The following is a 25,414-nucleotide window of genomic DNA, read 5'->3' on the forward strand; positions in this document are numbered from 1 at the left end:
GGCTCAGGCCTTCCGGCTCTGCGCAACGCCCAGTTCGCGCAGGTGTTCGACAAACACGGAAGGCCGCTCTTTATCAAACATCAGCCACACCTGCTGACGCGCGCGCGTGATGGCCACGTAGGCCAGGCGCCGCTCTTCGGCATGCGGAAAATCCTCCGGCTGCGGTAGCAGTCCCTCTTCCATGATCGACTCGCGCGCCTGCGCCGGAAAACCGTCACGCCCTTCGTGCAGCCCCAGCACGATGACAAAATCCGCCTGCTGGCCTTTACTGGCGTGGATGGTCATGAAATCAATACGCAGTTTCGGCCAGCGGGTTTTGGCTTTATCCAGCATGGCCGGACGCAGATGATGGTAACGCGCCAGCAGCAGTACGCGCTCGTCCGGCTTTGCGTAACCGCTCAGCTTGTCGAGCAGCGCTTCCAGTTGCTCCTGCGGCAGCAGCGTAATGGATTTCTTGTTCCCTTTGCTCAGGCTGTTGAGCGGCTTGCGCAGCTGATGCGGATTCTGCTGCACAAAGCGGTTGGCAATGTCACCGATGCGATCGTTGAAGCGGTAGGTGGTATCCAGCACGCAGCGGTCGCCTTCGCCAAAATAGTGATGAAACGCGGTGGTCAGGCTCATCTCCGCGCCGCTAAAGCGATAGATCGCCTGCCAGTCATCGCCGACCGCAAACAAACTGGTGCGCTTATTTTGCTGCCGCAGCGCGCTGAGCAGCGCCGCCCGCTGCGGTGAAATATCCTGGAATTCATCCACCAGAATGTGCTTCCACGGGCTGATAAAGCGGCCCTTCTCCAGCACAGCGATCGCCTGGTGGATCAGCCCGGAGAAATCCACCGCGCCCTCGGCTTTCAGTGCGCTTTTCCATGCTTTCAGCAGCGGTGCCATCAGCCTGACGCGCTTCGTGAAATTGTCGCGCAGCGGTTCCGGCACATCGGCAATCATCGCCGCCTGCGCGCCGCCGTGCATGCGCATCAGGCCGAGCCAGCGCTCCAGCCGCACGGCAAGACGCTGCGCCAGTTTGTCATCCTGCCAGAACGGACCTTCCGGCACGTCCCACGCCAGCTCTTCCTGCAACCACTGTCGCCAGCCGCTGGCCTGCGCCTTTTTGCTGTTGCACTGCTCGCGCCAGTTTTCGATCAGCAACTGACGTCGCGCGCTGCTGTCACTTTCCAGCCGGCTAATGACCGGCTGCTTATTGCTGCCTTCACGAATGATGTGCAGCGCCAGCGCGTGGAACGTACGCGCCTGAATCGCGCTCTCACCCAGCCGCGTCTGGATCCGATCGTTCATCTCTTCCGCCGCCTGGCGACCAAAAGCCAGCAGCAGGATTTGCTCCGGCTGCGCCAGTTTGCGCTGTAACAGCCAGCCGGCGCGCGCCACCAGCACCGAGGTTTTACCGCTGCCCGCGCCGGCCAGCACCAGCAGCGCGTCTTCACCGTTGACCACCGCCTCACACTGCGATGGATTGAGCGGCGTGGTTTCAACGGTGGAGAAGAAGGCGTGATTATCGCTGATCACCCGCGCGCTCCATTCACGGTTGCGCTGCCGAATCGCGCTCTCGCCCTGCTCGAGCCACTGCTGGCAAAAGCGCCACAGCGTGCGGCAGTTATCAAACTCCTCCAGCCGTGCCAGCGGCAGCGGTAAGGCGGAAAACTGGCGCGTGATGGTCTCTTTTACCGCAGCCAGCTCGCTGCGCTTCAGCCAGCGATCCTGGCCGGTAAACGCGACGATCTCCTGCTGCAGCGCGCTCAGCACCTGCGCGCTGATTTCGCTCATCTCGAGGCTCCACTGCTGCCACGCCTGCTGCAGGTAATGATAAAAACGCTGGGTTTCCTGCCACTCGGTGCCGTGCAACCGCACCACTTTCTCTTCCGGTAACAAAAACTCCAGCTCGCCCCACACCAGGCCGCGTTTGCAGGTAATACCGATCAGCTGATTAAACGGGATCAGGTACTCGTGGCGATCGCCGCTGACTTCCACACCGGCAGCCAGCAGTCGCACCCGGTTATAGGGATGCTGTGCCAGCCGTTTGCCCATGGATGTTGCTTTTAGTTCCATCTCCGCACCGTCATGTGGAATTCAATTATCGCGCAGTTTACCTGTCAGACCCTTAGCGCTCCAGCCTTAAAACACGCTAAACTGGGCGACACATATTGCGGATTGCAAAAGGAAAATCGCGTTATGCGCACCGTGCTTAATATTCTGAATTTTGTTCTTGGCGGCTTTATCACCACCCTCGGCTGGCTGCTGGCCACGCTGATCAGCATCGTGCTGATCTTTACCCTGCCGCTGACCCGCTCCTGCTGGGAGATCACCAAACTGTCCCTGCTGCCGTTTGGCAACGAAGCGGTTCACGTTGACGTGCTGCGCCCGGAGAGCAAAAGCCACGTGCTGAACGCCGGCGGCACCTTCCTCAACCTGTTCTGGCTGATTTTCTTTGGCTGGTGGCTGTGCCTGATGCACATCTCGACCGGCATCCTGCAGTGTCTGAGCATCATCGGTATCCCGACCGGCATTGCCCACTTTAAAATCGCCGCTATCGCGCTGTGGCCGGTAGGTCGTCGCGTGGTGTCAGTGGAAGAAGCGCAGGCGGCGCGTGAAGCCAACGCGCGGCGCCGCTACTGAGGCTGAAGATGATGCCTGACGCTTTGCCCGGCTGGCGCCGTTATCTGTTCAACAGCAGCCTGCGCTACCTGCTGCGCATCTTCTTCGCGCTAGCCGGCTGTGCCGCCGTTCCCTGGTGGCTGCAGCAGATTGAGTGGACCATTCCGCTAACGCTCGGCGTGGTGGCGGCGGCGCTGGCCGATCTTGACGATCGCTGGACCGGCCGCGTGCGCAACCTGCTCATCACGCTGGTGTGCTTCTGCATCGCCTCGGTCTCGGTTGAGCTGCTGTTTCCGCACCCGTGGCTGTTTGCTATCGGTCTGGCGCTCTCCAGCTGGGGATTTATCCTGCTGGGCGCGCTGGGGCAGCGCTACGCCACCATTGCGTTTGGTGCCCTGCTGATCGCGGTGTACACCATGCTGGGCATTGGCCTGTTTCCGCAGTGGTGGATGCAGCCGGCGCTGCTACTGATTGGCGCGCTGTGGTACAACCTGCTGACCTTTATCGGCCACCTGATGTTCCCGGTGCGCCCGGTGCAGGAGCAGCTGGCCGCCAGCTTTTCCCAGCTGGCGCGCTATCTGGAAGCCAAGGCCAATCTGTTTGATCCCGACGGCGGTGAGCAGGATGACGCGGCGCTGATCGCCACCGCGATGGTCAATAGTCAACTGGTGGCGCAGCTCAACCTGACGAAAACCACCATTCAGAGCCGTTTACGCGGCGACCGCGGCTCGCGCAGCACGCGGCGCAGCCTGCATTACTATTTTGTGGCGCAGGATATTCACGAGCGCGCCAGCTCGTCGCATCTGCAATATCACCTGTTGCGTGATGACTGGCGTTACAACGAGGTGCTGTTTCGCTTTCAGCGACTGCTGAACATGCAGGCGCAGGCCTGTCGCCAGCTGGCAGAAAATATCGTGCTGCGCCAGCCGTGGCACCACGATAGCCATTTTGCGCGCAGCTTTGAACGGCTGGAGACCGCCCTGCAGCGCCTGCAACATAACGATCCGCAGGCGACGCACATTCGTCCGCTGTTCTGGTTGCTGCGCAACTTACGCGCCATTGACGCGCAGCTGGCGTCGATCGAATCAGAGCAGCGGCTGGCAGAACCGCTGACGCAGAGCGATCACCATCTGTCGCGTGAAGGCTTGAGTGGCTGGGCGGATATCCGGCTGCGCCTCAGTCGACATCTGAGTCCGACCTCGGCGTTGTTCCGCCACGCGGTGCGCATGTCGCTGGTGCTGTGCGTGGGGTACGCCTTCATTCAGCTTACCGGCCTGCATCGCGGCTACTGGATCCTGCTGACCAGCCTGTTTGTCTGCCAGCCTAACTACAACGCCACACGGCGGCGGCTGGCGCTGCGCATTGGCGGAACCCTGGCCGGTATTGCGATTGGCCTGCCGGTGCTGTGGCTGGTGCCCTCTATCGAGGGCCAGTTGGTTTTGATTGTGCTGAGCGGCGTGCTGTTTTTCGCCTTCCGCCAGATTCAGTACGCGCAGGCGACGCTGTTCATCACCCTGCTGGTGTTGCTGTGCTTCAATCTGCTGGGTGAAGGCTTTGATGTCGCCCTGCCGCGCGTGGTGGATACCTTGCTCGGCTGTGGCCTGGCCTGGCTGGCGGTGGCGTTTGTCTGGCCTGACTGGCGTTTCCGTCAGCTGACGACGGTTGCCGATCGCACGCTGAATGCCAACTGTCGTTATCTTGATGCCATCCTGGAACAGTATCATCAGGGTAAAGATAACCGTCTCGCCTACCGCGTGGCGCGCCGTGACGCGCACAACGCCGATGCGGAACTGGCGTCCGTGGTGTCCAATATCAGCGGCGAACTGAAGCAACAGCCGCCGCTGCGCGAGAATGCGTTCCGTCTGATGTGCCTCAACCACTCGTTCCTCAGCTACATCTCGGCGCTGGGCGCGCACCGGGAGCAGCTGACGCAGGGCGAACTGCTGACGCTTTTAGATGACGCGGTATGCTTCGTCGAGGATGTGCTGCAGATCGAACGCGTCAGCGAAGCGCAGGCGGAAACGATGCAGCAGGCACTGATGCAGCGCCTGAGCGCGCTGAAAACCAGTGAGGAGGCGCAGGCACCGCTGGTGTTGCAGCAGCTGGGGCTGCTGGTTGCGCTGCTGCCGGAAATTGCCCGTCTGCGCCGCACCCTCGCTGCCGCTTAAGGCAACAGGCTCTCCGCCGCGGCGTGCTGGCGGAGCGTTTCCTGATACCAGGCGCTTAACTCTTCACGTACCGCCGCCGGCAAAGCGGCCTGGTGATGGCCGGAAATGGCGCCTTCCAGCGCCAGCAGCGTTTTCAGGCCGATATCTTTATTCACCGCCCGCAACTTCAGCCAGCTCTGACGCGAGCCCATTTCATACAGTAAGCGAACAGAATTGATCCCGACTTTGTGCAGCATCAGCTCCATGCGCAGGCTGAGATTGGGCAGATCTTTCAGCCTGAGCAAGACAAGTCTGTTCGCCGCCTCGGCGCGCGCCGCAGACAGCGAACTGGCCGATAAGCGCAGCAGCTGATCGGCGTCCTGCCAGAGCTGTTTATCCACTTTGTAGTAGCTGAGCGTCACCGGCATGCCGCGCTTGCGATATATCAACGGTTCCAGCGGGCGCTGTGCGGCATAGTGCTGCAGCGCCTCGCTGGCGCGCAGATAGAGCGCATCCTCATTGATGTAAGCAAACACCACCTTTTCGACCGCCAGCGCGTAACCACCAAACTGGGTGCGCGATTCAATTTTTCCCAATGCCGCTAACTGGGCTTTGGACTGCTCAACCACCGGATTATTTTTCTTCATAACGTCCCCTTTTCCTCATTCCTTGCGCGGGAAATTTCCTATAAAAAGCTCAGAGATTCATCTGGTTAGAAGATAGAAAAAACGATTTAGCTGTTCAATGAATAAAAGCGGCAACGCGCGGTTCTTGTGCGGAATTTGCGAGGCATTTTCAGAAATTGAGGTTGATCTTTATCCAGGAACTCATTACTGTATATTCATACAGTTCATTACTGAGTGATTAAAATATGCGTACTCAATACTCTGGCCCTGCTGATCGTGCTCACCGTTTCGCTGCGACGGGCTTAACGCAACCTTCTCTGGGTGGTATTACTGAACTGCGTTATAGCGAGCAGCCCGGCATCATGCCGCTGCTGTTACTGCCGGTCCTCAAGCAGCTGAGCACGCAGTCACGCTGGCAGCTGTGGCTGACGCCAGCGCACAAACTGAACCGCAGCTGGATGCAGCAGTCAGGATTACCGCTGGAAAAGAGTATGCATATTACGGAATCCGAGCGTTTAAGCACGGTTGAGAGCATGGTGAAAGCGTTGCGCACCGGCAACTACAGCGTGGTACTCGCCTGGATTCCTTATGAATTGAGCAATGAAGAGCGCCTGGAACTTGAGCAGGCAGCCGCCGAAGGCGAAGCGCTGGGATTGATTATGCGTCCTCAGGGGCGGGATCTTGCTCTGTCCAGACAGCCAAACAGCGCAAAAATTCCCTCTGATTTGTTTCATTAAGTAAAACTAAGATTTTTCTCACGCTATTTTTTCACAAAGTTGCGGCTAAGCCACTGATTCTTTTCCCGCCAGCTATGACAATGGCTTAGCCGCATTTTTCTTTTCTGGTAGCGAAAATTTTGCCATGTCATTTGTTAAAATGTGTGTATAAATCCCTGTTTTTTTATCCGCTGACGTCACATCATACTTGTAAGTTTCCAATCTCGTTGTAGACTTTACCTCGCCAGGGTGCTCAATAACCTCCGTTTTTTCGGTAGAGTCATAAGCGAGCGTTTAGACCCGGCGAAGGATTACAACCAAGAGCAACCTTTTTGCTCATTGCCTATTTGGATGATAACGAGGCGCAAAATGAAAAAGACAGCTATCGCAATTGCAGTGGCACTGGCTGGCTTCGCTACCGTAGCGCAGGCCGCTCCTAAAGATGACACCTGGTATACCGGTGCTAAACTGGGCTGGTCTCAGTATCACGATACTGGTTACTACGGTAACGGTTACGAAAACAACGACGGTCCAACTCACGAATCTCAGCTGGGCGCAGGTGCTTTCCTGGGCTACCAGGCTAACCCATACCTGGGCTTCGAGCTGGGCTACGACTGGCTGGGCCGTATGCCGAACAAAGGCAACGTGACCAATGGCGCATTCAAAGCACAGGGCGTTCAGCTGGCAGCTAAACTGAGCTACCCAATTGCTGACGATCTGGACGTGTACACCCGTCTGGGCGGCATGGTATGGCGTGCTGATTCAACTCAGACCAACCCAGACAACGGCCGCATCAGCAACCACGACACCGGCGTTTCTCCGCTGGCTGCTGTTGGTGTTGAATACGCACTGACCAAAAACTGGGCGACTCGCCTGGACTACCAGTGGGTTAACAACATCGGTGACGCAGGTACCGTTGGTGCGCGTCCAGACAACAGCATGCTGAGCGTCGGCGTTTCTTACCGTTTCGGTCAGGACGAAGCTGCTGCACCAGTTGTTGCTCCAGCGCCAGCTCCGGCTCCGGTTGTTGAAACCAAGCGTTTCACTCTGAAGTCTGACGTGCTGTTCACCTTCAACAAATCTACCCTGAAGCCAGAAGGCCAGCAGGCTCTGGATCAGCTGTACAGCCAGCTGAGCTCAATGGATCCGAAAGACGGTTCTGTTGTGGTTCTGGGCTTCACCGACCGCATCGGTTCAGACCAGTACAACCAGAAGCTGTCTGAGAAACGTGCTCAGTCTGTTGTCGACTACCTGGTATCTAAAGGTATCCCGGCTAACAAGATCTCTGCACGTGGCATGGGTGAATCTAACCCAGTTACTGGCAACACCTGTGACAGCGTGAAAGGCCGCAATGCCCTGATCGACTGCCTGGCGCCAGACCGTCGCGTTGAAATCGACGTGAAAGGTATCAAAGACGTTGTAACTCAGCCTCAGGCTTAAGTTATCGCGCAATAAAAAACCCCGCTTTGGCGGGGTTTTTTTTGGCTTTTTATCACACGCAATTTTTTGCTATTCGTTATCCGCGCCGCCTTTACCCAGAATCGCCTGCAGATCCTGCTTCAGCGTCGACATCTGACTGGCATACTTCTCTTTGCGTTCTGCATCTTCGATCAGCTGAACGATGGTCTCTGACAGGGTGCTGTTACGACGCTGCGCCAGACCGGCCAGACGCTGCCACACCAGATACTCCAGATCAATCGATTTTTTCCGCGTGTGCTGATGCTCTGCGTTGAAATGGCGTTTGCGCCGCGCGCGTATGGTCTGCTTCAGACGGTTTTCCAGTTCCGGATGGATATGCTTTGCGATCCAGTCACCGACCTCAACCGGGTTATTCTCCATCGCCAGCAACGTCTCTACCGCCGCCTGCGCAGCGCTCAGCTCAATATGCCGGGTGATCAGCTCACCTTCCCGATGCTTTTTCACCAGGTATTTCCACTTCCATCCACTTTCAAGATTTTCGAGTTGCTGGTATTTCATCGGAATCTCATCGTGATCACGTAACAAACTAAGAATAACAGCTTTTTTCCCGGATGCAGCAAGGAAAAACATGTTGCGGGCATCACAGTTCAGGCCGGAAGTGCGCCGTGCTTAACCGGGTTGAATCCTGTATAATCGCGCTTTTCCTGAACCAGACTAATGCGAATATTTTGACCAGCACTCAACTTACGTGGCAAGCCCTGCAGCCGGATAGCTCACGCTACCAATCACTTTTCTCAACCGTCTCTCTGGAAGATAGCGATACGCTTGCCGCGGTTCAGCCGCGTCTGCTGAATGCGCTGGCGCATTTACATCATCAAACGCTGGGCTTTCCGCTGCTGCTGTTACGCAGCCAGGAAAACAGTGATTATCTGGCGTGGATTGCCGAAGCGGCGCAGCGCTTTCAGCCTGATGAGGACGCGCTGTACGGCGGTGATTACCATGTGATGGGCGACAACGTCAGCCTGCAACCGCCTGTCGATGCCAGCCGTCCCTTCACCAGCACCGGCGGCGTGCATTACGCCGACTGGATTGAGTCCGAGCAGCTGTTTGGCTGCGTGCGTCAGTATAAAGATCGCGTACAGCTGGAGCCCGGTCTGCTGCATCAGGCTAACGGTGGTACGCTGATTCTGTCGATCAATACCCTGCTGGCGCAGCCGCTGCTGTGGCTACGCCTGCGCAAAGTGATCGAACTGGGCCGCTTCGACTGGTACTCACCGGACGAGCGTCGTCCCCTGCCGGTGACCATTCCCCCACTGCCGCTGCAGCTGCGTCTGATTTTATGTGGCGATCGCGAGGCGCTGGCCAGCTTCCAGGAACTGGACGTTGAAGTGCACGAAATGGCGCTCTACAGCGAGTTCGAAGAGAATCTCCAGCTGGTCGATGAGGATGACATGGCCAACTGGTGCCGCTGGACGCTATGCCAGGCGGAGCTGGCCGGCCTGACGCCACCCGAAGCTGATTTCTGGCCGCTGCTGATCCAGGAAGCGGTGCGTCTGACCGGCGATCAGGACACGCTGCCGCTGTGCCCGCGCTGGCTGCGCCGTCAGCTGCAGGAAGCCGCGCTGCACGGTGAGACACTGAATGGTGAGGCGCTGAAAGAGGCGCTGGAAGCACGCCAGTGGCGCGAGAGTTTCCTTGCCGACCGGATGCGCGATGAGATCCTGCTGAATCAGATCATGATCGAAACGGAAGGCGAAGTGGTCGGGCAGATCAACGGCCTGTCGGTGATTGAATTCCCTGGCCATCCACGTCCGTGGGGCGAGCCGTCACGCATCACCTGTGTTGTGCATCCGGGCGATGGCGAGTTTACCGACGTGGAGCGCAAAGCGGAGCTTGGCGGCAACATCCACGCCAAAGGCATGATGATCATGCAGGCATATCTGATTTCTGAGCTGGAGCTGGAACAGCAGCTGCCCTTCTCGGCATCGCTGGTGTTTGAGCAGTCTTACTCCGAAGTCGACGGTGACAGCGCCTCGCTGGCCGAGCTGTGTGTACTGATCAGCGCGCTGGCAAACCAGCCGCTGAACCAGCAGATTGCCGTTACCGGTTCGGTGGACCAGTTTGGTAACGTGCAGCCGGTGGGTGGTCTGAATGAGAAAATCGAAGGCTTCTTCCACATCTGCCAGTCGCGTGAGCTGACCGGCAAACAGGGCGTGATTCTGCCTGCCAGCAACGTGCGCCATCTCAGCCTCAGCGACGACGTGGTAGAAGCGGTGCAGCAGGGCCAGTTCCATATCTGGGCGATTGAGCGCGTTGACGAAGCGCTGCCGCTGTTAACCGGTATTGCCTGGCAGAGCGAAAGCGGCGACTCGCTGCTGAGCACCATTCAGGAGCGCATTACTCAGCTCAATCAGCAGGAAAACCGACCGCGGCCCTGGCCATTACGCTGGCTCAACTGGTTCAACCACAGCTGATTACATTGCCCAGCGTACAACTGTTCGCTAATATTCGGGCTTCACTAAAAGAAGGCATATTGAGAACATGGTAGATAAACGCGAATCCTATAGCAAAGAAGACCTGATTGCCTCTGGTCGCGGCGAACTGTTTGGCGAGAATGGCCCACCGCTTCCGTCTGACAACATGTTGATGATGGACCGCGTGGTCAAAATGACCGAAGACGGCGGCAAATTCGATAAAGGTTATGTGGAAGCCGAACTGGATATCCGCCCTGACCTGTGGTTCTTTGATTGCCACTTTAAAGGCGATCCGGTGATGCCAGGCTGTCTGGGTCTGGATGCTATGTGGCAGCTGGTTGGCTTCTATCTCGGCTGGCTGGGTGCGGAAGGTAAAGGCCGTGCGCTGGGTGTGGGTGAAGTGAAATTCACCGGCCAGGTTCTGCCGACGGCGAAGCTGGTTACTTACAAAATTCACTTCAAACGCGTCATCAACCGCAAGCTGGTGATGGGCGTGGCCGATGGCGAAGTGTTCGTCGACGGTAACCTGATTTACACCGCGACTGACCTGAAAGTGGGCCTGTTTAAAGACACTTCAGCGTTCTGACCCGCCAACAAAAACCTCCGCACGCAGCGGAGGTTTTTTTTCCTGTTTACAGACATCCGACGGTGCCTAAGCCACCGCCGACCTGTCCTCCATGGCTTGTCGCCAACCTCCCAACCAGTGAGACCGGGCATCGATCATTTGATAAGGGCATATCTCTTTTGAGCGGCCGGTAATGCCTGCCTGATAGCCTCGTGAATGTGCTCGTTCCAGGCGGTCTCTCTTCTGTCTCTTCATACCTCGTTTCCCTCATTTCAGGTCTGGTGGAATCTGGTGGAAAGAAAGAGTGGTGAATTAATGTTCAACCACAGTAATGTTCTAACCTGTGGTGGGTGAAAGGTCAATGCGCAAAATTCACGCCAATGTCATCAATTTGCCGTGAAATCGACACAAATCCCTCAGTGCCGCCGCCATATCTGGCTGATTCCGCAATAAAAAAGTCCCTGATTTGCGCGCCGTCACATAACGGCAAATCAGGGACTTAGCATAAGCATCGAACAAATCCTAATTTAGCGTCACCACGCTGTTAGCGATTTGCTGTGCCGTTTGCTGCCAGCCGAGCGCCAGCGTGCGCACCAGCGCATCGTAGCCATCTTCGGTCTGCGGCAGCGTCAGATTAAAGCCATGTTTGATAAGCCGGCCTTGATGTTGTAACAGCCATTCACCGCTTACTACCACCTTGCCGTCATAGCGACCATGGAAGCCGGTGACGTGCACGCTGAGCGTATCGTGCGTGTCACCCAGCGGCTGACTGGCCACCAGCCGGCCGGGCAACGCCTGGCCGAGGTTACTCACCAGTGTCTGCTGCAGCTGCTGGTCGAGCGGACTGGCCCACAGATTATTGGCGGCAATCACGTACTTCACGTCGCTGGTTTGATAAACCAGCCCGTTGCCAGCGAGATAATCCGGCACGCTCACCTGTTCAACCCAAATCATCGGCTGGCTGGCGGAGGCGTCACTGCTGACGCGCGCCATATTGCTGCCCGCAGGCAGCTGGTAATAAGTGGTGTCGATGGTGCTGCTGCAGCCCGCCAGCAGCAGCACAGCACCGATAATCAGCCCTTTTTTCACTGTTTCGCCCTCTTTGGCTGCGGATCCTGACCCGGTTTGGCTTCAAATACCAGCGCGTTGCTCTTGCTGTTGAGCGTTTTCAGCACCGGCTGCAATTCGCGCAGCACCTGGTCAAGGCGCTGCATATCGCCCACCAGTTTGTTATACGCTGGCGATCCCGGCTGCAGCCCCTTCATGCTGCGATTAAGCTCGCGCAGGGTTTGCTGCATATCGGCCGGCAGCGTTTTCATCGCCGGGTTGGCGGTGATCTGATTGAGGTTATCCAGCGTTTTCTGCAGCTGCTGCAGGGTGCGCTGGCTCTCTTTCAGCGTGCCGGTGGCCTGGTTGATCATCGGGTTGAGCGGCAGCGCGTTGATCTTATCCAGCGCCGCCATCAGTTTCTGCTGAATCTGGCTCAGGCCGCCGCTCACGGTCGGAATCACTTCCAGCCCCGCCACTTCGTTCGGTCCTTTGTAAGCCGGTGCATTGTCATAGAAGTCGAGATCGACAAACAGCGCACCGGACAGCAGGTTGCCGGTTTTCAGCGTGGCGCGCAGGCCGCGTTTCTTACCATCCTGCAGATGCTGTTCAAGATTGAAGTCGCCCCCCAGACGGCTGATAAAGCGGTCCGGCTCGATGCGGATCAGTACCGGCACGCGGTAATCGGTGTTCAGCGCCTGATTCACGCCCGGGATCATGTAAGGCACCTGAGCCACAGTACCGAGACGAATGCCGCGGAACTCGACTGGCGCACCAACCTGCAGACCACGAATCGAGTCGCTGAAGAACATCAGGAAATCAGTGTGTTTGGTGTACAGCGAATCCTGAATGCTGCGCTGGTCATCATACAGGTGGTAGTCGTCCTGATTTTTGGCCAGCTCGCCGAGTTCCCAGCCGTCCGGCACGTCAAAGCTCACACCACCGCTAAACAGGGTCGTCAGCGAGCCCATTTCGACGCGCATGCCGGAAGCGGACATATCCACCGCAATGCCGCTGTCTTTCCAGAAGCGCACGTTGGTGGTAATCAGGCGATCGTAAGGCGCGGCGATGAACAGCTGATAGGTCATCATGCGCTTGTCGGTATCAAAGGTGCTGGTTTCCACCGTGCCGACGCGATAGCCGCGGAACAGCACCGGATCGCCCGGATTAAGCTGGCCGGCTTTTTTGCTGTCAAGGATGACGCGAATACCTTTGGCATCCGGCGGGGCCAGCGGCGGTGCGTCGAGCAACTGATAATGCTCTGGCTTATCCCCTTTGGCGCCCGGCTGCAGTTCAATGTAGGCGCCGGAGAGCAGCGTACCGAGGCCCGTCACCCCTTCCCGGCCAATCTGCGGCTTCACCACCCAAAACACGCTGTCTTTATGTAGCAGTTTTTCCATGCCGGCATTCAGGCGCGCGGTGATCTCCACATGGTGCAGATCGTCCGTCAGCACCGCGCTTTCGACGGTGCCCACGTCGACGCTGCGGCTTTTAATGGTGGTTTTACCGGCAACAATGCCTTCGGCGTTTTCGGTGATCAGCGTGACCTGCGGTCCCTGATGGCTGAAGTGATAAAACAGAATCCATCCGCCGATTAACAGCGTGACGATAGGTACGATCCACACCGGCGACCAGCGTTTAATCTGGTCGACGTTAGCAATGCCGTGTTGGTTGTCCGTCAAGACGCGGCTCCTTACGTTCAGTTTCCTGTAGGCGATCCCAAATCAGGCGCGGATCAAACGTCATGGCGGCGAACATAGTCAGGATCACCACCAGCGCAAACAATAGCGCGCCTGGCGCAGGGTAAACACTCATCAGCTGGCCCATGCGCACCAGCGCAGACAGCACAGCGATCACAAACACATCAATCATTGACCAGCGGCCAACAAACTCCACCACCTCATAAATCAGGTGCATCTTCTCGCTGTCGCGCCGGCCGCGGCCGCTGGCGTGCCAGCACAGCCAGCCAATTGCCACCATCTTCAGCGAAGGCACCATAATACTGGCGATAAAAATCACCAGCGCGACCGGCCAGGAACCATCGCCCCACAGCAAAATCACGCCGGCCATAATGTTGGAGGGATACTGCGAGCCGAGCGTTTCGGTCACCATGATCGGCATAATATTCGACGGGATATACAGCATCACCGAGGTGATCAGCAGCGCCAGCGTCCACTGCAGGCTGTGCTGCCTGCGCGGCGCAGCGCTCACGCCGCAGCGCGGACAGGTTTTCTGCGCGGCCGGCAGAATCGCGGTGCAGCACGGACAGCTGCGCAACCCCTGCTTCAGTCCGCTGATGCCCGCCTGCGGCGTTTGCGCCAGCGGCGGCAGCGGATCGATGCGCTGCCAGACCCAGCGGCGATCGACGCACTGAAACGCACGCAGCTGCAGCAGACAAAACAGGCACCACGGCCAGAAACTGCTGCCAAGGCCAATTTCACCGTAGGCCATCAGTTTGACGAAGCTGACCAGCACGCCGGCCATGAAAATTTCTGCCATACCCCAGCTGCGCAATTGAAACAGAATGCGTGCCAGCCCGAGTCGCAGGCTGTGCGGCAAGCGCACCGGATTCACCAGCAGCAGAATGGCGATCATGCAGAAAGCCGGAATGCCCTGCACAAACAGCAGGAACAGCGTGGCGAGGCTGCGATAATCCTCGCGATCCATCACCTGCGGGATAGCCATCAGCGAGATCTGGCTGCTGAGCCCAGCCACATGCATGCTGATAAACGGAAACAGATTGGCCAGCAGCAGCATAAACAGCGCCGCCAGCGCATAGCCGGTGGGACGTTTACGCGGTTCGTGCCAGTTAGCCACCAGCGTGGTGTGACAGCGCGGACAACGCGCACGGCTGCCCACCGGTACGGCGGGCAGTTTTACGGTTAAATCACACTGCGGACAGAGCATCCAGTGCTGCGTCTGATGCGTGGCACACATGCTGACTCCCTCTGCGTTATGCGCCGTTTTTCAGCGCTTCCAGCTCTTCCCACCGTTCAAAGGTGGTTTCCAGCTCCTGCTCCGCCTGCGCCAGCGCATCCAGCACCGGCTGCGTTTTGTCGTGCGGCTGGCTGAAGAAGTCCGGATGACTCATCTGCGCCTGCAGCTCACCGATACGCGTTTCCAGCTGCTCCAGCTTTTGCGGCAGCTGTTCCAGTTCACGCGTCAGGTTATAGCTTAGCTTGCCTGCGCTGCGTTTGGGGGCGTCGGCTTTTTCTGCCGGTTTAGCCGCTGTGCTTTTGACCGGTGCAGCTTTGGTCTGTTTGTAGGCGGCGCGCTGCTGCTGCGCATCATGGTAGCCACCGACGAAGGTACCGATCTCGCCGTTGCCTTCAAAGATCCAGCATTCGGTCACGGTGTTATCCACAAACTGACGATCGTGGCTCACCAGCAGCACGGTGCCCTGATAGCCATCAACCAGCTCTTCCAGCAGCTCGAGCGTTTCGACGTCAAGGTCGTTGGTCGGTTCGTCAAGAATCAGCAGGTTACTGGGCTTGAGGAACAGACGCGCCAGCAGCAGACGGTTACGCTCGCCGCCGGACAGCGCACGCACCGGCGTCATGGCGCGTTTCGGGTGGAACAGGAAGTCCTGCAGATAGCCGAGCACGTGGCGCGGCTTGCCGTTGACCATCACTTCCTGTTTGCCTTCCGCCAGGTTGTCCATCACGGTTTTATCCGGATCCAGCTCCGCGCGGTGCTGATCGAAGTAGGCGATTTCCAGTTTGGTGCCGCAGTGCACGCGACCGACATCTGCCTTCAACTGGCCGAGCATCAGCCGCAGCAGCGTGGTTTTACCGCAGCCGTTCGGGCCAATCAGGGCGATTTTGTCGCCGCGCTGCACCTGGGTGGAGAAATCCTTCACCAGCGTTTTGCCGTCAACGCCGTAATCCACGTTTTCCAGCTCAAAGACGATTTTGCCGGAACGCGCCGCTTCACCGACCTGCATATTGGCTTTGCCCATCACGTCACGCCGTTCGGAGCGTTCACGACGCAGTGCTTTCAGCGCGCGCACGCGGCCTTCGTTACGGGTGCGACGCGCTTTGATGCCCTGGCGAATCCACACTTCTTCCTGCGCCAGCTTGCGGTCGAATTCGGCGTTTTGCATTTCCTCAACGCGCAGCGCTTCCTCTTTGCCGAGCAGGAACTGATCGTAATCGCCCGGCCATGACACCAGCTTGCCGCGATCGAGGTCGACAATGCGCGTCGCCATATTGCGGATAAACGAGCGGTCGTGCGAAATAAACACGATGCTGCCGTTGAAGGTTTTCAGGAAGCTTTCCAGCCAGTCGATGGTTTCGATATCGAGGTGGTTAGTCGGTTCGTCGAGCATCAGCACGCGCGGGTTGCTGACCAGCGCTCGGCCCAGCGCGGCTTTACGCAGCCAGCCACCGGAGAGTGACGACAGTTCGGTGTCCGGCTGCAGCCCGATTTGCTGCAGCACATCGTTGATGCGGCTGTCGAGCTGCCACAGGTTGTGATGGTCGAGAATCGTCTGCAGTCGCCCCATTTCGTTGAGGTTTTTCTCGCTCGGATCTTCCATCACTAAATGCGATATGGCGTGGTAGGCCTTGAGGTGCTCAGCCTGTTCGGCCACGCCCTCGGCGACGAAGTCGTACACCGAACCGGTGATATTGCGTGGCGGATCCTGTTGCAGCCGCGCGACCACCAAATCCTGCTCATAAATAATGCGGCCGTCATCCAGCGGCTGTTCGCCGTTGATGATTTTCATCAGCGTCGATTTACCGGCGCCGTTGCGCCCAACCAGACAGACGCGCTCGCCCTCTTCGATATGCAGTTCGGTGTTATCCAACAGCGGCGCATCGCTGAACGACAGGTAAGCGCCATGGATACTGATCAGTGACATAAAACTTATTCCTTACCGGCGTGGCTTACCAGCCAGCAGTTGTGAATTTGACGGTTGCGCGCAAAGTCCTGCGACAGCGTTTTTTGCGTAATTTCCTGCGCCTGCAGACCCAGACGCTGCAAGCCGTCCAGATCCATTTTGAAGCCGCGCTTGTTATTGGAGAACATAATGGTGCCGCCGCGACGCAGCATGCGCTTCAGGTTCTGCAGCAGCATCAGGTGGTCGCGCTGCACATCGAAGTCATCTTCCATGCGTTTGGAGTTGGAGAAAGTCGGCGGATCGATAAAGATCAGATCGAACTGCTCATCGCTTTCGCGCAGCCAGCTCAGGCAGTCCGCCTGCATCAGGCGATGCTGGCGCCCGGTTAATCCGTTCAGGCGCAGGTTACGCTCGGCCCACTCCAGATAGGTGCGCGACATATCGACCGTGGTGGTGGACTTGGCGCCGCCCAGCCCGGCATGCACGCTGGCGCTACCGGTATAGGAGAACAGGTTAAGGAAATCTTTCCCCTGGCTCATCTGGCCCAGCATCTGGCGCGCAATACGGTGGTCGAGGAACAGGCCGGTATCGAGATAATCCGTCAGGTTCACCAGCAGCCGCGCGTTAAACTCCTGCACTTCAAAGAATTCGCCCTTCTCGCTCAGCTTCTGGTACTGGTTTTTGCCCTTCTGCCGTTCGCGGGTTTTCAGCACTAGGCGATTGGCCGGTATCTCCAGCACGCTCAGCGTGGCACCGATTACGTCAAACAGGCGCTGGCGCGCTTTGGTCGCATCCACGGTTTTCGGCGGCGCGTACTCCTGAATCACCACCCAGTCGGCGTAGCGATCGACCGCCACGTTATACTCCGGCAGATCGGCGTCATACAGGCGGTAGCAGTCAATATTCGACTGGCGCGCCCACTTGTCCAGTTTTTTGCTGTTCTTACGCAGGCGGTTAGCAAAGTCTTCGGCAATCTGTGCGCCGCCTTCGGCGCTGTTCTCCGCCAGCTGGTAGTTCTTCTGTACGCACTCCAGCGGACCGTTTTTCGCTTTAAACTGGCGATCGGCGCGCAGCTGCAGGCAGCTGAGCAGCTCGGGTGAGGCGCTGAACAGCGACAAATTCCAGCCGCCAAACTGCTGTTTCATGATGCGGCCCAGCTGGCTGTGCAGCGCAATCAGCGCCGGCTCGCTCTCCAGACGCTCACCGTACGGCGGGTTACTCAGCACCGTACCGCTGACCTCTTCGCCTGCCAGCGGATTTTTCAGCTGCAGCACATCCTGCTGCGCAAAAGTGAACAGATCGAACACGCCGGCGCGGCGCGCGTTGGCACGTGCCCACTCCAGCACGCGACCATCATTATCATAGCCAAAGAAGCGTGACGTGGTGGCGGCCGTGCCGGCGCGCGCACGCTGCAGCGCGTCGCTGCGCACTTCCTGCCACAGTGCATTGTTGTGGCGTTTCCAGCGGCTGAAGCCCCAGTGCGAACGCAGCAGGCCCGGCGCGCGATCGCAGGCGATCAGCGCCGCTTCAATCAGCAGCGTACCGGAGCCGCACATCGGATCGACCAGCGGCGTGCCGTTCTGCCAGCCGGAGCGCATCACAATCGCCGCCGCCAGGTTCTCTTTAAGCGGTGCCTGGCCGGTTTGCTGACGATAGCCGCGCTGGTGCAGCGCAGTGCCGCTCAGATCCAGCGCGATGCTAACGCGATCTTTGTTCAGCCACGCGTTAATGCGGATGCCCGGCTGCTCGCGATCGACACTCGGACGTTCCAGATTCTGCCGGGTAAAGCTATCGACAATCGCATCTTTGATGCGCAGCGCACCAAACTGACTGTTGCGAATCACCTCATTGGTGCCGCTAAAGTGGATGGCGAACGTGGTGTTGCTGTCAAACAGCTCGCTCCACGGGATGCTTTGCGCGCCGACGTAGAGATCGAGATCGCTCCAGACGCCGAATTCTCCCAGCGGCAGCAAAATACGTGAAGCCAGACGGCTCCACAGCAGGCTTTGGTACATTACGCGGTCGTCGGCTCGGAAGTGGACGCCGCCCTGCACCACCTGCAAATCCTGCGCACCCAGCGCGTCCAGCTCAGTTTTCAACAGCTCTTCGAGCCCACGCGCCGTACTGGCAAACAGAGAATTCATATCGTCACTTTTACTCTTGCTAAAATTGTTGCGCATTATAGCGAATCAGCGTCCTATGTCATAAAGTTAGCTTCTTTTTGTCTGTACGGAGTTGTGATGATTACCCTGTCTCGCCTGTATATTCACCCGGTTAAATCGATGCGTGGTTTGCAGCTGTCACACGCACAGGTGCTGGAAAGCGGTCTGGCCTTCGATCGCATCTTTATGGTGACCGAAGCGGACGGGACCTTTATTACCGCCCGCCAGTTTCCGGAGATGGTGCGTTTCACGCCCGCCCTGCTGCCCGACGGGCTATTCATCACCGCGCCGGACGGCAGCCAGGCGCTGATCCGCTTCAGCGATTTCAGCGCCCAGCCGGCACCGACGGAAGTGTGGGGCAACCAGTTCACTGCGCGCATTGCGCCTGACACCATCAACCAGTGGCTGAGCGGCTTTTTCCCGCGCCCGGTGCAGCTGCGCTGGGTTGGCACTGAGCCGTCCCGCCGGGTAAAACGCTTCGACCAGGTCCCGCTGGGGTTCGCTGACGGCTTCCCTTACCTGCTGGTCAACATGGCGTCGCTGCAGGATCTGCAGCAGCGCTGTCCGGCCAGCGTGCGGCTGGAACAGTTCCGCCCCAATCTGATCGTCAGCGGCGCCAGCGCCTGGGATGAGGACAGCTGGAAACGTATTAAGATCGGCGAGATCACCTTCGAGATGCCGAAGCCGTGCAGCCGCTGCGTGTTTACCACCATCGGCACCGAAAGCGGTCGCAAGCACCCGCAGGGCGAACCGCTCGCCACGCTGCAGCGCTTTCGCAGCGCGCAGGACGGCAGCGGTGATATCGATTTCGGCCTCAATCTGATTGCGCTTAACAGCGGCATCGTGCGCGTCGGCGATACGGTTGAAGTGCTGGAACGGCAGACGCCGCGCGCTTACGGTGCCGGTGAGGTGGTGGAAACGCTGCAGGCCGCCAGCAGCGCGCCGGCCGCCGTGACCATTGGCTATCAGGGTCAGCAGTTTGCCGGCGATAATCAGCAGATATTACTGGAACAGTTGGAGATGCAGGGCTTTCGCATTCCCTATTCGTGTCGGGCCGGAATCTGCGGCAGCTGCAAAATGACGCTGGTGTCGGGTGACGTAAAGGCACTGAAGCAGAGCGCGGTGCGCGGCGATGGCACCATTCTCAGCTGCAGCTGTATTCCGAACGGAGATATCGAACTGGCGTAAGCGCTACACCGCGCGGGCGAAGGGCGCGCTGCTCTCCTGCAACTGCGGCTGCAGGCGATCGTTCATGATCTTGATGGCATCGCCGAGCTGCATCCCTTTGCCCGCCACCGTCAGCGCACTCTGCGCCAGCAGACAGAGCGCGGCATTCTCGCCGCTTTCGACCACCAGCAGCTGCGCCTGTTCGCCGCTGTCAGCCAGCGTTACCGCCACCATATCGCCCGCGACGGGCTGCCAGCTGTGCGCATGGCTGGTGAAGTGCCAGCTTTTCGGCATCAGCGGCTTAAGGAAACGGCTGGCCACCAGCGCGTTCAGCACCAGCTCGGCGCGCTGATCGCTTTTTAATCCGCTCTGGCGACAGCGCTCTTCAAAAGTAAAATAAAGCGCAGCGTCATCAACGCAAAAACCGCTGTCATTAAAGGCATCGGGCGTCAGCATTTTGCGCGAGAAGCGCGAGCGAAATAACATTCCATCGGCCAGATCCAGCATCATCCGGTCATGCTCTGCGTCAAAATACCAACGCCAGTTGTCATCGGGTTTGATTTTCATGGGGTGCCCTGTGGATTTACGCTGCGCTAAACGGCGCTCAAATTTAAAATATTGCTTTAAGGAAAAAGCTGAAAATTGTACGAACAGGACAAAATATAAACGAGCCGGAGGGAGAAATAAACCCCCCGGCCAGGGAAAGTGAGAAATGTCTTAGAGATGGGTCACGATATCTTTAATTAAACCCGGACCTTTATAAATAAAGCCGGAGTATATCTGCACCAGCGTTGCGCCAGCCGCCATTTTTTCCCGTGCCGCGACCAGCGAATCAATGCCGCCGACGCCAATAATAGGCAGACGTCCCTGCAGCTCCTGCGCCAGACGGCGAATCACCTCGGTGCTGCGCGACTGTACCGGACGGCCACTTAATCCCCCCGCTTCGTCGGCATATTTTAACCCGCTCACCAGCGAACGATCGAGCGTGGTATTGGTGGCGATCACGCCGTCTATTTCGTGACGCACTAAACTGTCGGCAACCTGGATCAATTCTTCTTCAGAAAGATCCGGCGCGATCTTCACCGCCACCGGCACATATTTCAGATGGCTTTCCTGCAGCGCCCGCTGTTTTAATTTAATCGCCGACAGCAGATCGTCCAGTGCTTCGCCATATTGCAGCGAACGTAATCCGGGGGTATTCGGTGAGGAAATATTGATGGCAATATAACCGGCGTGCGCATACACCTTTTCCATGCAGGTCAGATAATCGTCTTTGCCCTGCTCTACCGGCGTGTCTTTATTTTTACCAATATTGATGCCGAGCACGCCTTTAAAGCGCGCCTTTTTCACATTCTCTACCAGGTGATCGACGCCGAGATTATTAAACCCCATGCGGTTGATGATACCTTCCGCCGCCACCAGCCGGAACATGCGGGGTTTGTGATTGCCCGGCTGCGCGCGTGGCGTCACCGTGCCCACTTCGACAAAGCCAAAGCCCATGGCGCCAAAGGCATCAATGCACTCCGCGTTCTTATCCAGACCCGCAGCCAGACCCAGCGCGTTCGGAAAGGTCAGCCCCATACAGGTCACCGGGCGTGACGGCAGCGACTGACGAATCAGCCCTTCCAGCGGCGTGCCGCTGATGAAGCGTAACTGTTGAAAGGTGAGTTCGTGCGCGCGCTCTGGATCGAGCTTAAACAGCGCCGGCCGGACGATAGGATATAGCATGCACTCTCCTGAATGGCGGAAGCTTCGTGAAAGTCGGGTGCACGGGAATTTGTGCGCCAGAATGGTAAGGTGCTCTGGCGCAAAAGTAAATTACTCTGGGATGCAACAATTTGATCGGTATCAGCGTCGGGCGGAATAGCGTCCCAGACGATCGCGGCAGGCCTGCAAACCGCTATAAATCGCCGGGCAATACCACAGCAGTTTCAGTCGCGCGTTGTGCTGTAACACTTTACGCACCAGTTGATTCACCTGCGGCTGCCACTCGGCGGGCACCGTCATGTGATTTTTGCGGATTTGCGTCAGGCAGCCGTGCATCACCGTCTGGTAATAATCGTCCAGCAGCGCCTCATCGTGCGGCAGTTGCTGCTGCTGCAGGAACTGCTCACTGCCAGCGCGGGCGATAAAGTAATTTTTCACCCATGAGAAGTCGCGCGTGCTCTGCGACAGTGAACTCAGCATAAAGCGTTTGTAGTAGTAGCTCTGGCTGGTGCAGTACAGCGCGCGCGCCTGCAGATAAAGGGCAAACATAAAGGGCGCGTCTTCATGGTTCTGGATCGGCAGAAACTGCAGATCGAGCTGGTCAATCAGGTGACGCGAGATGATGCTGCTCCAGATCACCCGATGCGCCGACTGATGCTGAATCAGCGTGCGCAGCGTGGCGCTGCCGCCCGGCAGCAGGCCGCTGACGTGGCGCTGATGGATGGTCTGATAATGGCGCTGCGGCGCTGGCAGGTCGAAAAACATCTTCGCGCCAAAGCAGAACAGATCAATCTCCGGGTGACGCGCCTGCACGCGGCGGAAATCGGCGAACAGTTCGGTCGAGACGAAGTCGTCGGCATCCATAAAATAGACGAAATCGCCGCTGGCTGCGGCCAGCCCCTTCATGCGCGCGGCACTGACGCCGCCGCGTCCACCACTCAGCAGCGTCACCTGCGGATGCTGCGCAGCAAACGCCGTCAGCCAGGCCACGCTGTCATCACTCGAGCCATCATCAATAATGATGATCTCTTCCGGCGGCGATGACTGGCGAAGCAGCGACCCCAGGGTTTCCGGCAGCCAGGGCGCGCAGTTCCAGTTAGGGATAATTACCGAAACCGTCGGCGTGCGGCGTGATGTCATGCTCATCCTCTTTCCTCTGCGTTAACAAGCGGCGCGCGCAGGCGTTTTAGCACCAGGCTATGTAACAGACAGCACACGCCAAGGTTAAAGGCCCCGATCAGCCCCAGCCACAGCAGGTTGATCCAGCGATTCTGGTTCCACTCAATGGGCAGCAGCGTGCTGAGCCAGGCAATCAGCGCCGACACCGCCCAAATCAGCGCTACGTCGCGCGTCAGCCAGCTGAAATGGATGCCCGGCGCAAAGCGGCGATGCACCAGCCACGCCCAGCCAACTAAATAGAAGATGTTCTGCCCCAGCCACAGCCAGCCGGTGCCCAGCGCCCCGTAATGGACGGCACACCAGATGTTGAGCGGCACCAGCACGACGGCAAAACAGGTGAATCCCTGCATGTGCAGTTTCAGATTGCCGTTGACGTATTGCAGGTGATACAGCAGGCCGCAGATCGCCTGGATACCGCTGCCGAGCGCATACAGGCTAAGCACAAACGCCATCTCTTCGACAATTTGCGGTTTCTGCGTCCACGCCCACAGTAGCGGTCCGGCATAGCAGGCAATGGTGATGCTGAGCGGGGCCATAAAAATTGCCACCGCCTGGGTGGTATAGCGATAGAGCTTCAGCGATTCGGCATCGCCCTGCTGACGGGTTTTCATGCCGGTCATGCGCGGCACAATCGCCTGCATAATCGGACTGCTCAGCAGCAGGATACCGGTCGCGGCCGTGGCGACCACGGTGAACGAGCCGTATTCACTCAGTGGCAGGGTTTTTGACAGCACCAGCCGGTCAATCTGCGAAATAAAGGTCCACACGGCGCTGGAGAAGGCGGCGCTCAGCGCAAAGCGGATAAAGGGTTTGAGCACGCCTTTCAGATCGTCGCGCTTCTCTTTGCGCGCTGCGCGGGGCACCAGCTGACAGGATTTCCAGATACAGCAGGCGGCTTCGGCAATCGACACCAGCAATTGCCAGATAAAGAAGGTCAGCAGCGGATTCGGGAACAGCTGGATCACCAGTACCGCGCCAAAAGTACGCAGCGTGGTAATGATCAGGTTCACGCCGTTGAGCCAGACCTGATGCTCAAAACCGACAATCACGCTGCGATACGGGCTGGTACGCCAGCGAATCGCGGCGGTGATCACCATGATCGCCACGGCAACTACCACATCACTGGCGGGCAAGTGCTGCGCATCCAGCCAGTGCGTGGCAATCCATGGCGTCGCCAGCCAGCCGAGCACCACCAGCACCAGGGTGGAGAACAGGAAGAAGCGGGTCAGCGTGGCAAACAGCGCCGGAAACCAGACAAATTCTGCCTGATTTGCCCGGTAGCGTGCCGCCTCGCGCATCAGCGTGGTTGAAACGCCCGCGTCCAGCAGCTGCAGCCAGGTCAGCAATATAGAAAAGAAGCCCACGAGGCCGTAAGCTTCCATACCTAAATGCTGAATATACAGGGGAACTACTAAAATACCTGACAGCGTCAGATAGATCTGGCCAACATAGTTGGCAATCGCGTTACGTTTGATAGACATAAAAACTCTGGCGTCTGGGTATTTTTCTCAGTGTTAACAGCGTGACACAAAAATACCTCAGCGCCCACGGGAGTAATTCTTAAAATTAACGCTGGCGCTATCTCAGCGGCTTTTTCTCATTTTCATCAGTGAGAAATAGAGGTCGGGCTGTTTCAGTAACAGTTTTTCCATTGTGCTCTGCGGTGAAAACTGATCGGCAAAGTAGCGCACCGCGTGCCGCACATTATTAGAGAACTGCGTTTCAGCGTTTAATTCCTGCTGTACCAGCTGTAATAACCCGCTGCGTAAATAACTCTGGCGATAGCGGTTTCGCTCAGGAATAAAGTGTGACAAACGGGTGACCTTTTCATACTCCGTCATAAATTGCTGATAGCTGGGTGGCGGATTAACCGTGGTGACCTCATGCTCAGCGCGAGCATCCAGCAGCCATACCGTTTGCGTATTTAACAGGCCGGCCAGCATCACATCCTGAATGCGTACCAGCGGAGCGGCATTTTTCACCAGCGCGGCGCGCAGGATGACCGCATAGTTATTCTGCTGCCACAGGCGCTGCGCCTGCAGCTGCTGGAACAGCTGCAGCGACGACTGCAGGCCGCTGCTCAGTGCGCGTGGTGCCAGTGAAACCAGCATGCAGTTGAGCTCCGGGCGCTGATGGCTGAGCGTTGCCACTTCCTGCAACAGTGCAGCAGAGGGCGCAAAGCCGTCGGCGGCAAACAGTAAGAACGCGTCGTCGCTGACGCTCTCCGCCGCTGGCTGTGGCACAGCGGTAAACTGGCTGTGCGCGGCATCCGGCTGCAGCAGATAACACAATAGTGGATTAACGTTATCAGCCGCGACGCGCGCGGGCTGAGCGGCAACCGGCTCAGCCGGGTGCACTAACAGAGCAGACCTTCCCATATTCCTCTCCCTAAAAATAATACTGAATAATGGCCAGACAAAAATCCGCCCAATTAAGGCGCAAATAAGGCAGTGACTTTTTTTTAGCGTAAGAAAACTCAATCAATTATAAACAGCCCGCCGACGGCATGACTATTGGCCCTTGCCAGACTGGCTGATAATTTACCGTTTATTGTTAAGCGCAACTGAAGCAATCCCGGCCAGAGTGCTGAAGTAATACGTAATATCGGTAACAGGAAACGCGTTAAACGGTGCGATTTTAATAAAACGCCACGCTTTGACACACTTACTCGCTAATTTGAGACCAGCTTAAAATGGAACATTCTAAACAGCCACTACGAAAAATCCTGGTGCCCGCTTTAAACTTACGTCAGCGTTTGTTT

The 25,414-nt window shown here is 57.7% G+C and carries 21 protein-coding genes; 7 read left to right on the top strand and 14 right to left on the bottom strand.

The window, feature by feature from the left end:
- Positions 1-3 precede the first annotated feature (3 nt).
- Positions 4-2,058, bottom strand: a complete 2,055-nt coding sequence (helD, locus tag AC6I79_RS12280; RefSeq protein ID WP_058775391.1) for a DNA helicase IV — start codon at positions 2,056-2,058, stop codon at positions 4-6.
- Between the two features lie 123 nt (positions 2,059-2,181).
- Between helD and AC6I79_RS12285 the strand changes: the two genes are divergently transcribed.
- Both AC6I79_RS12285 and yccS read left to right on the top strand, forming a co-directional pair.
- The gene (locus tag AC6I79_RS12285) at positions 2,182-2,625 is read left to right on the top strand and encodes a YccF domain-containing protein (RefSeq protein WP_021508303.1); all 444 of its coding nucleotides are present in this window, start codon (positions 2,182-2,184) and stop codon (positions 2,623-2,625) included.
- 8 nt (positions 2,626-2,633) lie between these two features.
- Positions 2,634-4,772 (top strand): YccS family putative transporter, encoded by a 2,139-nt coding sequence (gene yccS, locus AC6I79_RS12290; protein ID WP_058775390.1) that lies wholly within the window; start codon positions 2,634-2,636, stop codon positions 4,770-4,772.
- Here yccS and AC6I79_RS12295 read toward each other — a convergent pair.
- Complete coding sequence (locus AC6I79_RS12295) at positions 4,769-5,398, bottom strand: TfoX/Sxy family DNA transformation protein (protein WP_058775389.1); 630 nt, start codon at positions 5,396-5,398, stop codon at positions 4,769-4,771. The two genes, yccS and AC6I79_RS12295, sit on opposite strands and share 4 nt — an antisense overlap.
- A 224-nt stretch (positions 5,399-5,622) precedes the next feature.
- Here AC6I79_RS12295 and sulA point away from each other — a divergent pair, with 224 nt between their 5' ends.
- Both sulA and ompA read left to right on the top strand, forming a co-directional pair.
- Entirely contained in the window at positions 5,623-6,114 is a 492-nt protein-coding gene (sulA, locus tag AC6I79_RS12300) for an SOS-induced cell division inhibitor SulA (RefSeq protein ID WP_031279848.1), read from the top strand.
- Positions 6,115-6,462: 348 nt separating this feature from the next.
- Entirely contained in the window at positions 6,463-7,533 is a 1,071-nt protein-coding gene (gene ompA, locus AC6I79_RS12305; protein ID WP_058759727.1) for a porin OmpA, read from the top strand.
- A 69-nt stretch (positions 7,534-7,602) separates the two neighbouring features.
- Here the strand turns inward: ompA and matP are convergent, their stop codons facing one another.
- On the bottom strand, positions 7,603-8,070 hold the full coding sequence (gene matP, locus AC6I79_RS12310; RefSeq protein ID WP_021508308.1) for a macrodomain Ter protein MatP: 468 nt from the start codon (positions 8,068-8,070) through the stop codon (positions 7,603-7,605).
- A gap of 53 nt (positions 8,071-8,123) precedes the next feature.
- On the opposite strand from matP, the gene AC6I79_RS12315 reads away from it, so the two are divergent.
- Together AC6I79_RS12315 and fabA are read left to right on the top strand one after the other, a co-directional pair.
- Complete coding sequence (locus AC6I79_RS12315; protein WP_127833892.1) at positions 8,124-9,986, top strand: AAA family ATPase; 1,863 nt, start codon at positions 8,124-8,126, stop codon at positions 9,984-9,986.
- Positions 9,987-10,053: 67 nt separating this feature from the next.
- On the top strand, positions 10,054-10,572 hold the full coding sequence (gene fabA, locus AC6I79_RS12320; protein ID WP_010616565.1) for a bifunctional 3-hydroxydecanoyl-ACP dehydratase/trans-2-decenoyl-ACP isomerase: 519 nt from the start codon (positions 10,054-10,056) through the stop codon (positions 10,570-10,572).
- A gap of 66 nt (positions 10,573-10,638) precedes the next feature.
- Here fabA and rmf read toward each other — a convergent pair whose 3' ends face one another.
- From rmf to rlmKL, 6 genes are all read right to left on the bottom strand, one after another.
- A complete protein-coding gene (rmf, locus tag AC6I79_RS12325) occupies positions 10,639-10,806 on the bottom strand; it encodes a ribosome modulation factor (RefSeq protein WP_013508548.1) in 168 nt (55 codons plus the stop codon).
- Positions 10,807-11,073: 267 nt separating this feature from the next.
- A complete protein-coding gene (gene pqiC / locus AC6I79_RS12330) occupies positions 11,074-11,640 on the bottom strand; it encodes a membrane integrity-associated transporter subunit PqiC (protein WP_021508310.1) in 567 nt (188 codons plus the stop codon).
- The gene (gene pqiB / locus AC6I79_RS12335; protein ID WP_021508311.1) at positions 11,637-13,280 is read right to left on the bottom strand and encodes an intermembrane transport protein PqiB; all 1,644 of its coding nucleotides are present in this window, start codon (positions 13,278-13,280) and stop codon (positions 11,637-11,639) included. Before pqiB ends, pqiC begins: the two co-directional genes overlap by 4 nt.
- Positions 13,252-14,535 (bottom strand): membrane integrity-associated transporter subunit PqiA, encoded by a 1,284-nt coding sequence (pqiA, locus tag AC6I79_RS12340; protein WP_058780796.1) that lies wholly within the window; start codon positions 14,533-14,535, stop codon positions 13,252-13,254. Before pqiA ends, pqiB begins: the two co-directional genes overlap by 29 nt.
- A gap of 16 nt (positions 14,536-14,551) precedes the next feature.
- Positions 14,552-16,459 carry an ABC transporter ATP-binding protein gene (locus AC6I79_RS12345; RefSeq protein ID WP_159378296.1) on the bottom strand — a complete coding sequence of 636 codons (1,908 nt, stop codon included), beginning with the start codon at positions 16,457-16,459 and terminating at the stop codon, positions 14,552-14,554.
- Between the two features lie 5 nt (positions 16,460-16,464).
- The gene (gene rlmKL / locus AC6I79_RS12350; RefSeq protein WP_264239576.1) at positions 16,465-18,582 is read right to left on the bottom strand and encodes a bifunctional 23S rRNA (guanine(2069)-N(7))-methyltransferase RlmK/23S rRNA (guanine(2445)-N(2))-methyltransferase RlmL; all 2,118 of its coding nucleotides are present in this window, start codon (positions 18,580-18,582) and stop codon (positions 16,465-16,467) included.
- 96 nt (positions 18,583-18,678) lie between these two features.
- Here rlmKL and AC6I79_RS12355 point away from each other — a divergent pair, with 96 nt between their 5' ends.
- Positions 18,679-19,788: a YcbX family protein gene (locus AC6I79_RS12355; RefSeq protein ID WP_421039355.1), complete on the top strand. Its 1,110-nt coding sequence runs from the start codon at positions 18,679-18,681 to the stop codon at positions 19,786-19,788.
- A 3-nt stretch (positions 19,789-19,791) separates the two neighbouring features.
- Here AC6I79_RS12355 and AC6I79_RS12360 read toward each other — a convergent pair whose 3' ends face one another.
- The 5 genes from AC6I79_RS12360 to AC6I79_RS12380 all read right to left on the bottom strand — a co-directional run bounded on the left by AC6I79_RS12360 (position 19,792) and on the right by AC6I79_RS12380 (position 25,031).
- Entirely contained in the window at positions 19,792-20,334 is a 543-nt protein-coding gene (locus AC6I79_RS12360; protein WP_058759732.1) for a cell division protein ZapC, read from the bottom strand.
- Positions 20,335-20,484: 150 nt separating this feature from the next.
- Positions 20,485-21,495 (bottom strand): quinone-dependent dihydroorotate dehydrogenase, encoded by a 1,011-nt coding sequence (gene pyrD / locus AC6I79_RS12365; RefSeq protein ID WP_498027312.1) that lies wholly within the window; start codon positions 21,493-21,495, stop codon positions 20,485-20,487.
- Positions 21,496-21,615: 120 nt separating this feature from the next.
- Positions 21,616-22,620 (bottom strand): glycosyltransferase family 2 protein, encoded by a 1,005-nt coding sequence (locus AC6I79_RS12370; protein ID WP_260641277.1) that lies wholly within the window; start codon positions 22,618-22,620, stop codon positions 21,616-21,618.
- Positions 22,617-24,134, bottom strand: a complete 1,518-nt coding sequence (locus tag AC6I79_RS12375; RefSeq protein ID WP_021508319.1) for a lipopolysaccharide biosynthesis protein — start codon at positions 24,132-24,134, stop codon at positions 22,617-22,619. Before AC6I79_RS12375 ends, AC6I79_RS12370 begins: the two co-directional genes overlap by 4 nt.
- A 102-nt stretch (positions 24,135-24,236) precedes the next feature.
- Positions 24,237-25,031 carry a hypothetical protein gene (locus AC6I79_RS12380; protein ID WP_031279850.1) on the bottom strand — a complete coding sequence of 265 codons (795 nt, stop codon included), beginning with the start codon at positions 25,029-25,031 and terminating at the stop codon, positions 24,237-24,239.
- Between the last annotated feature and the right edge of the window lie 383 nt (positions 25,032-25,414).

It is taken from the genome of gamma proteobacterium symbiont of Scutellera amethystina, assembly GCF_059730845.1.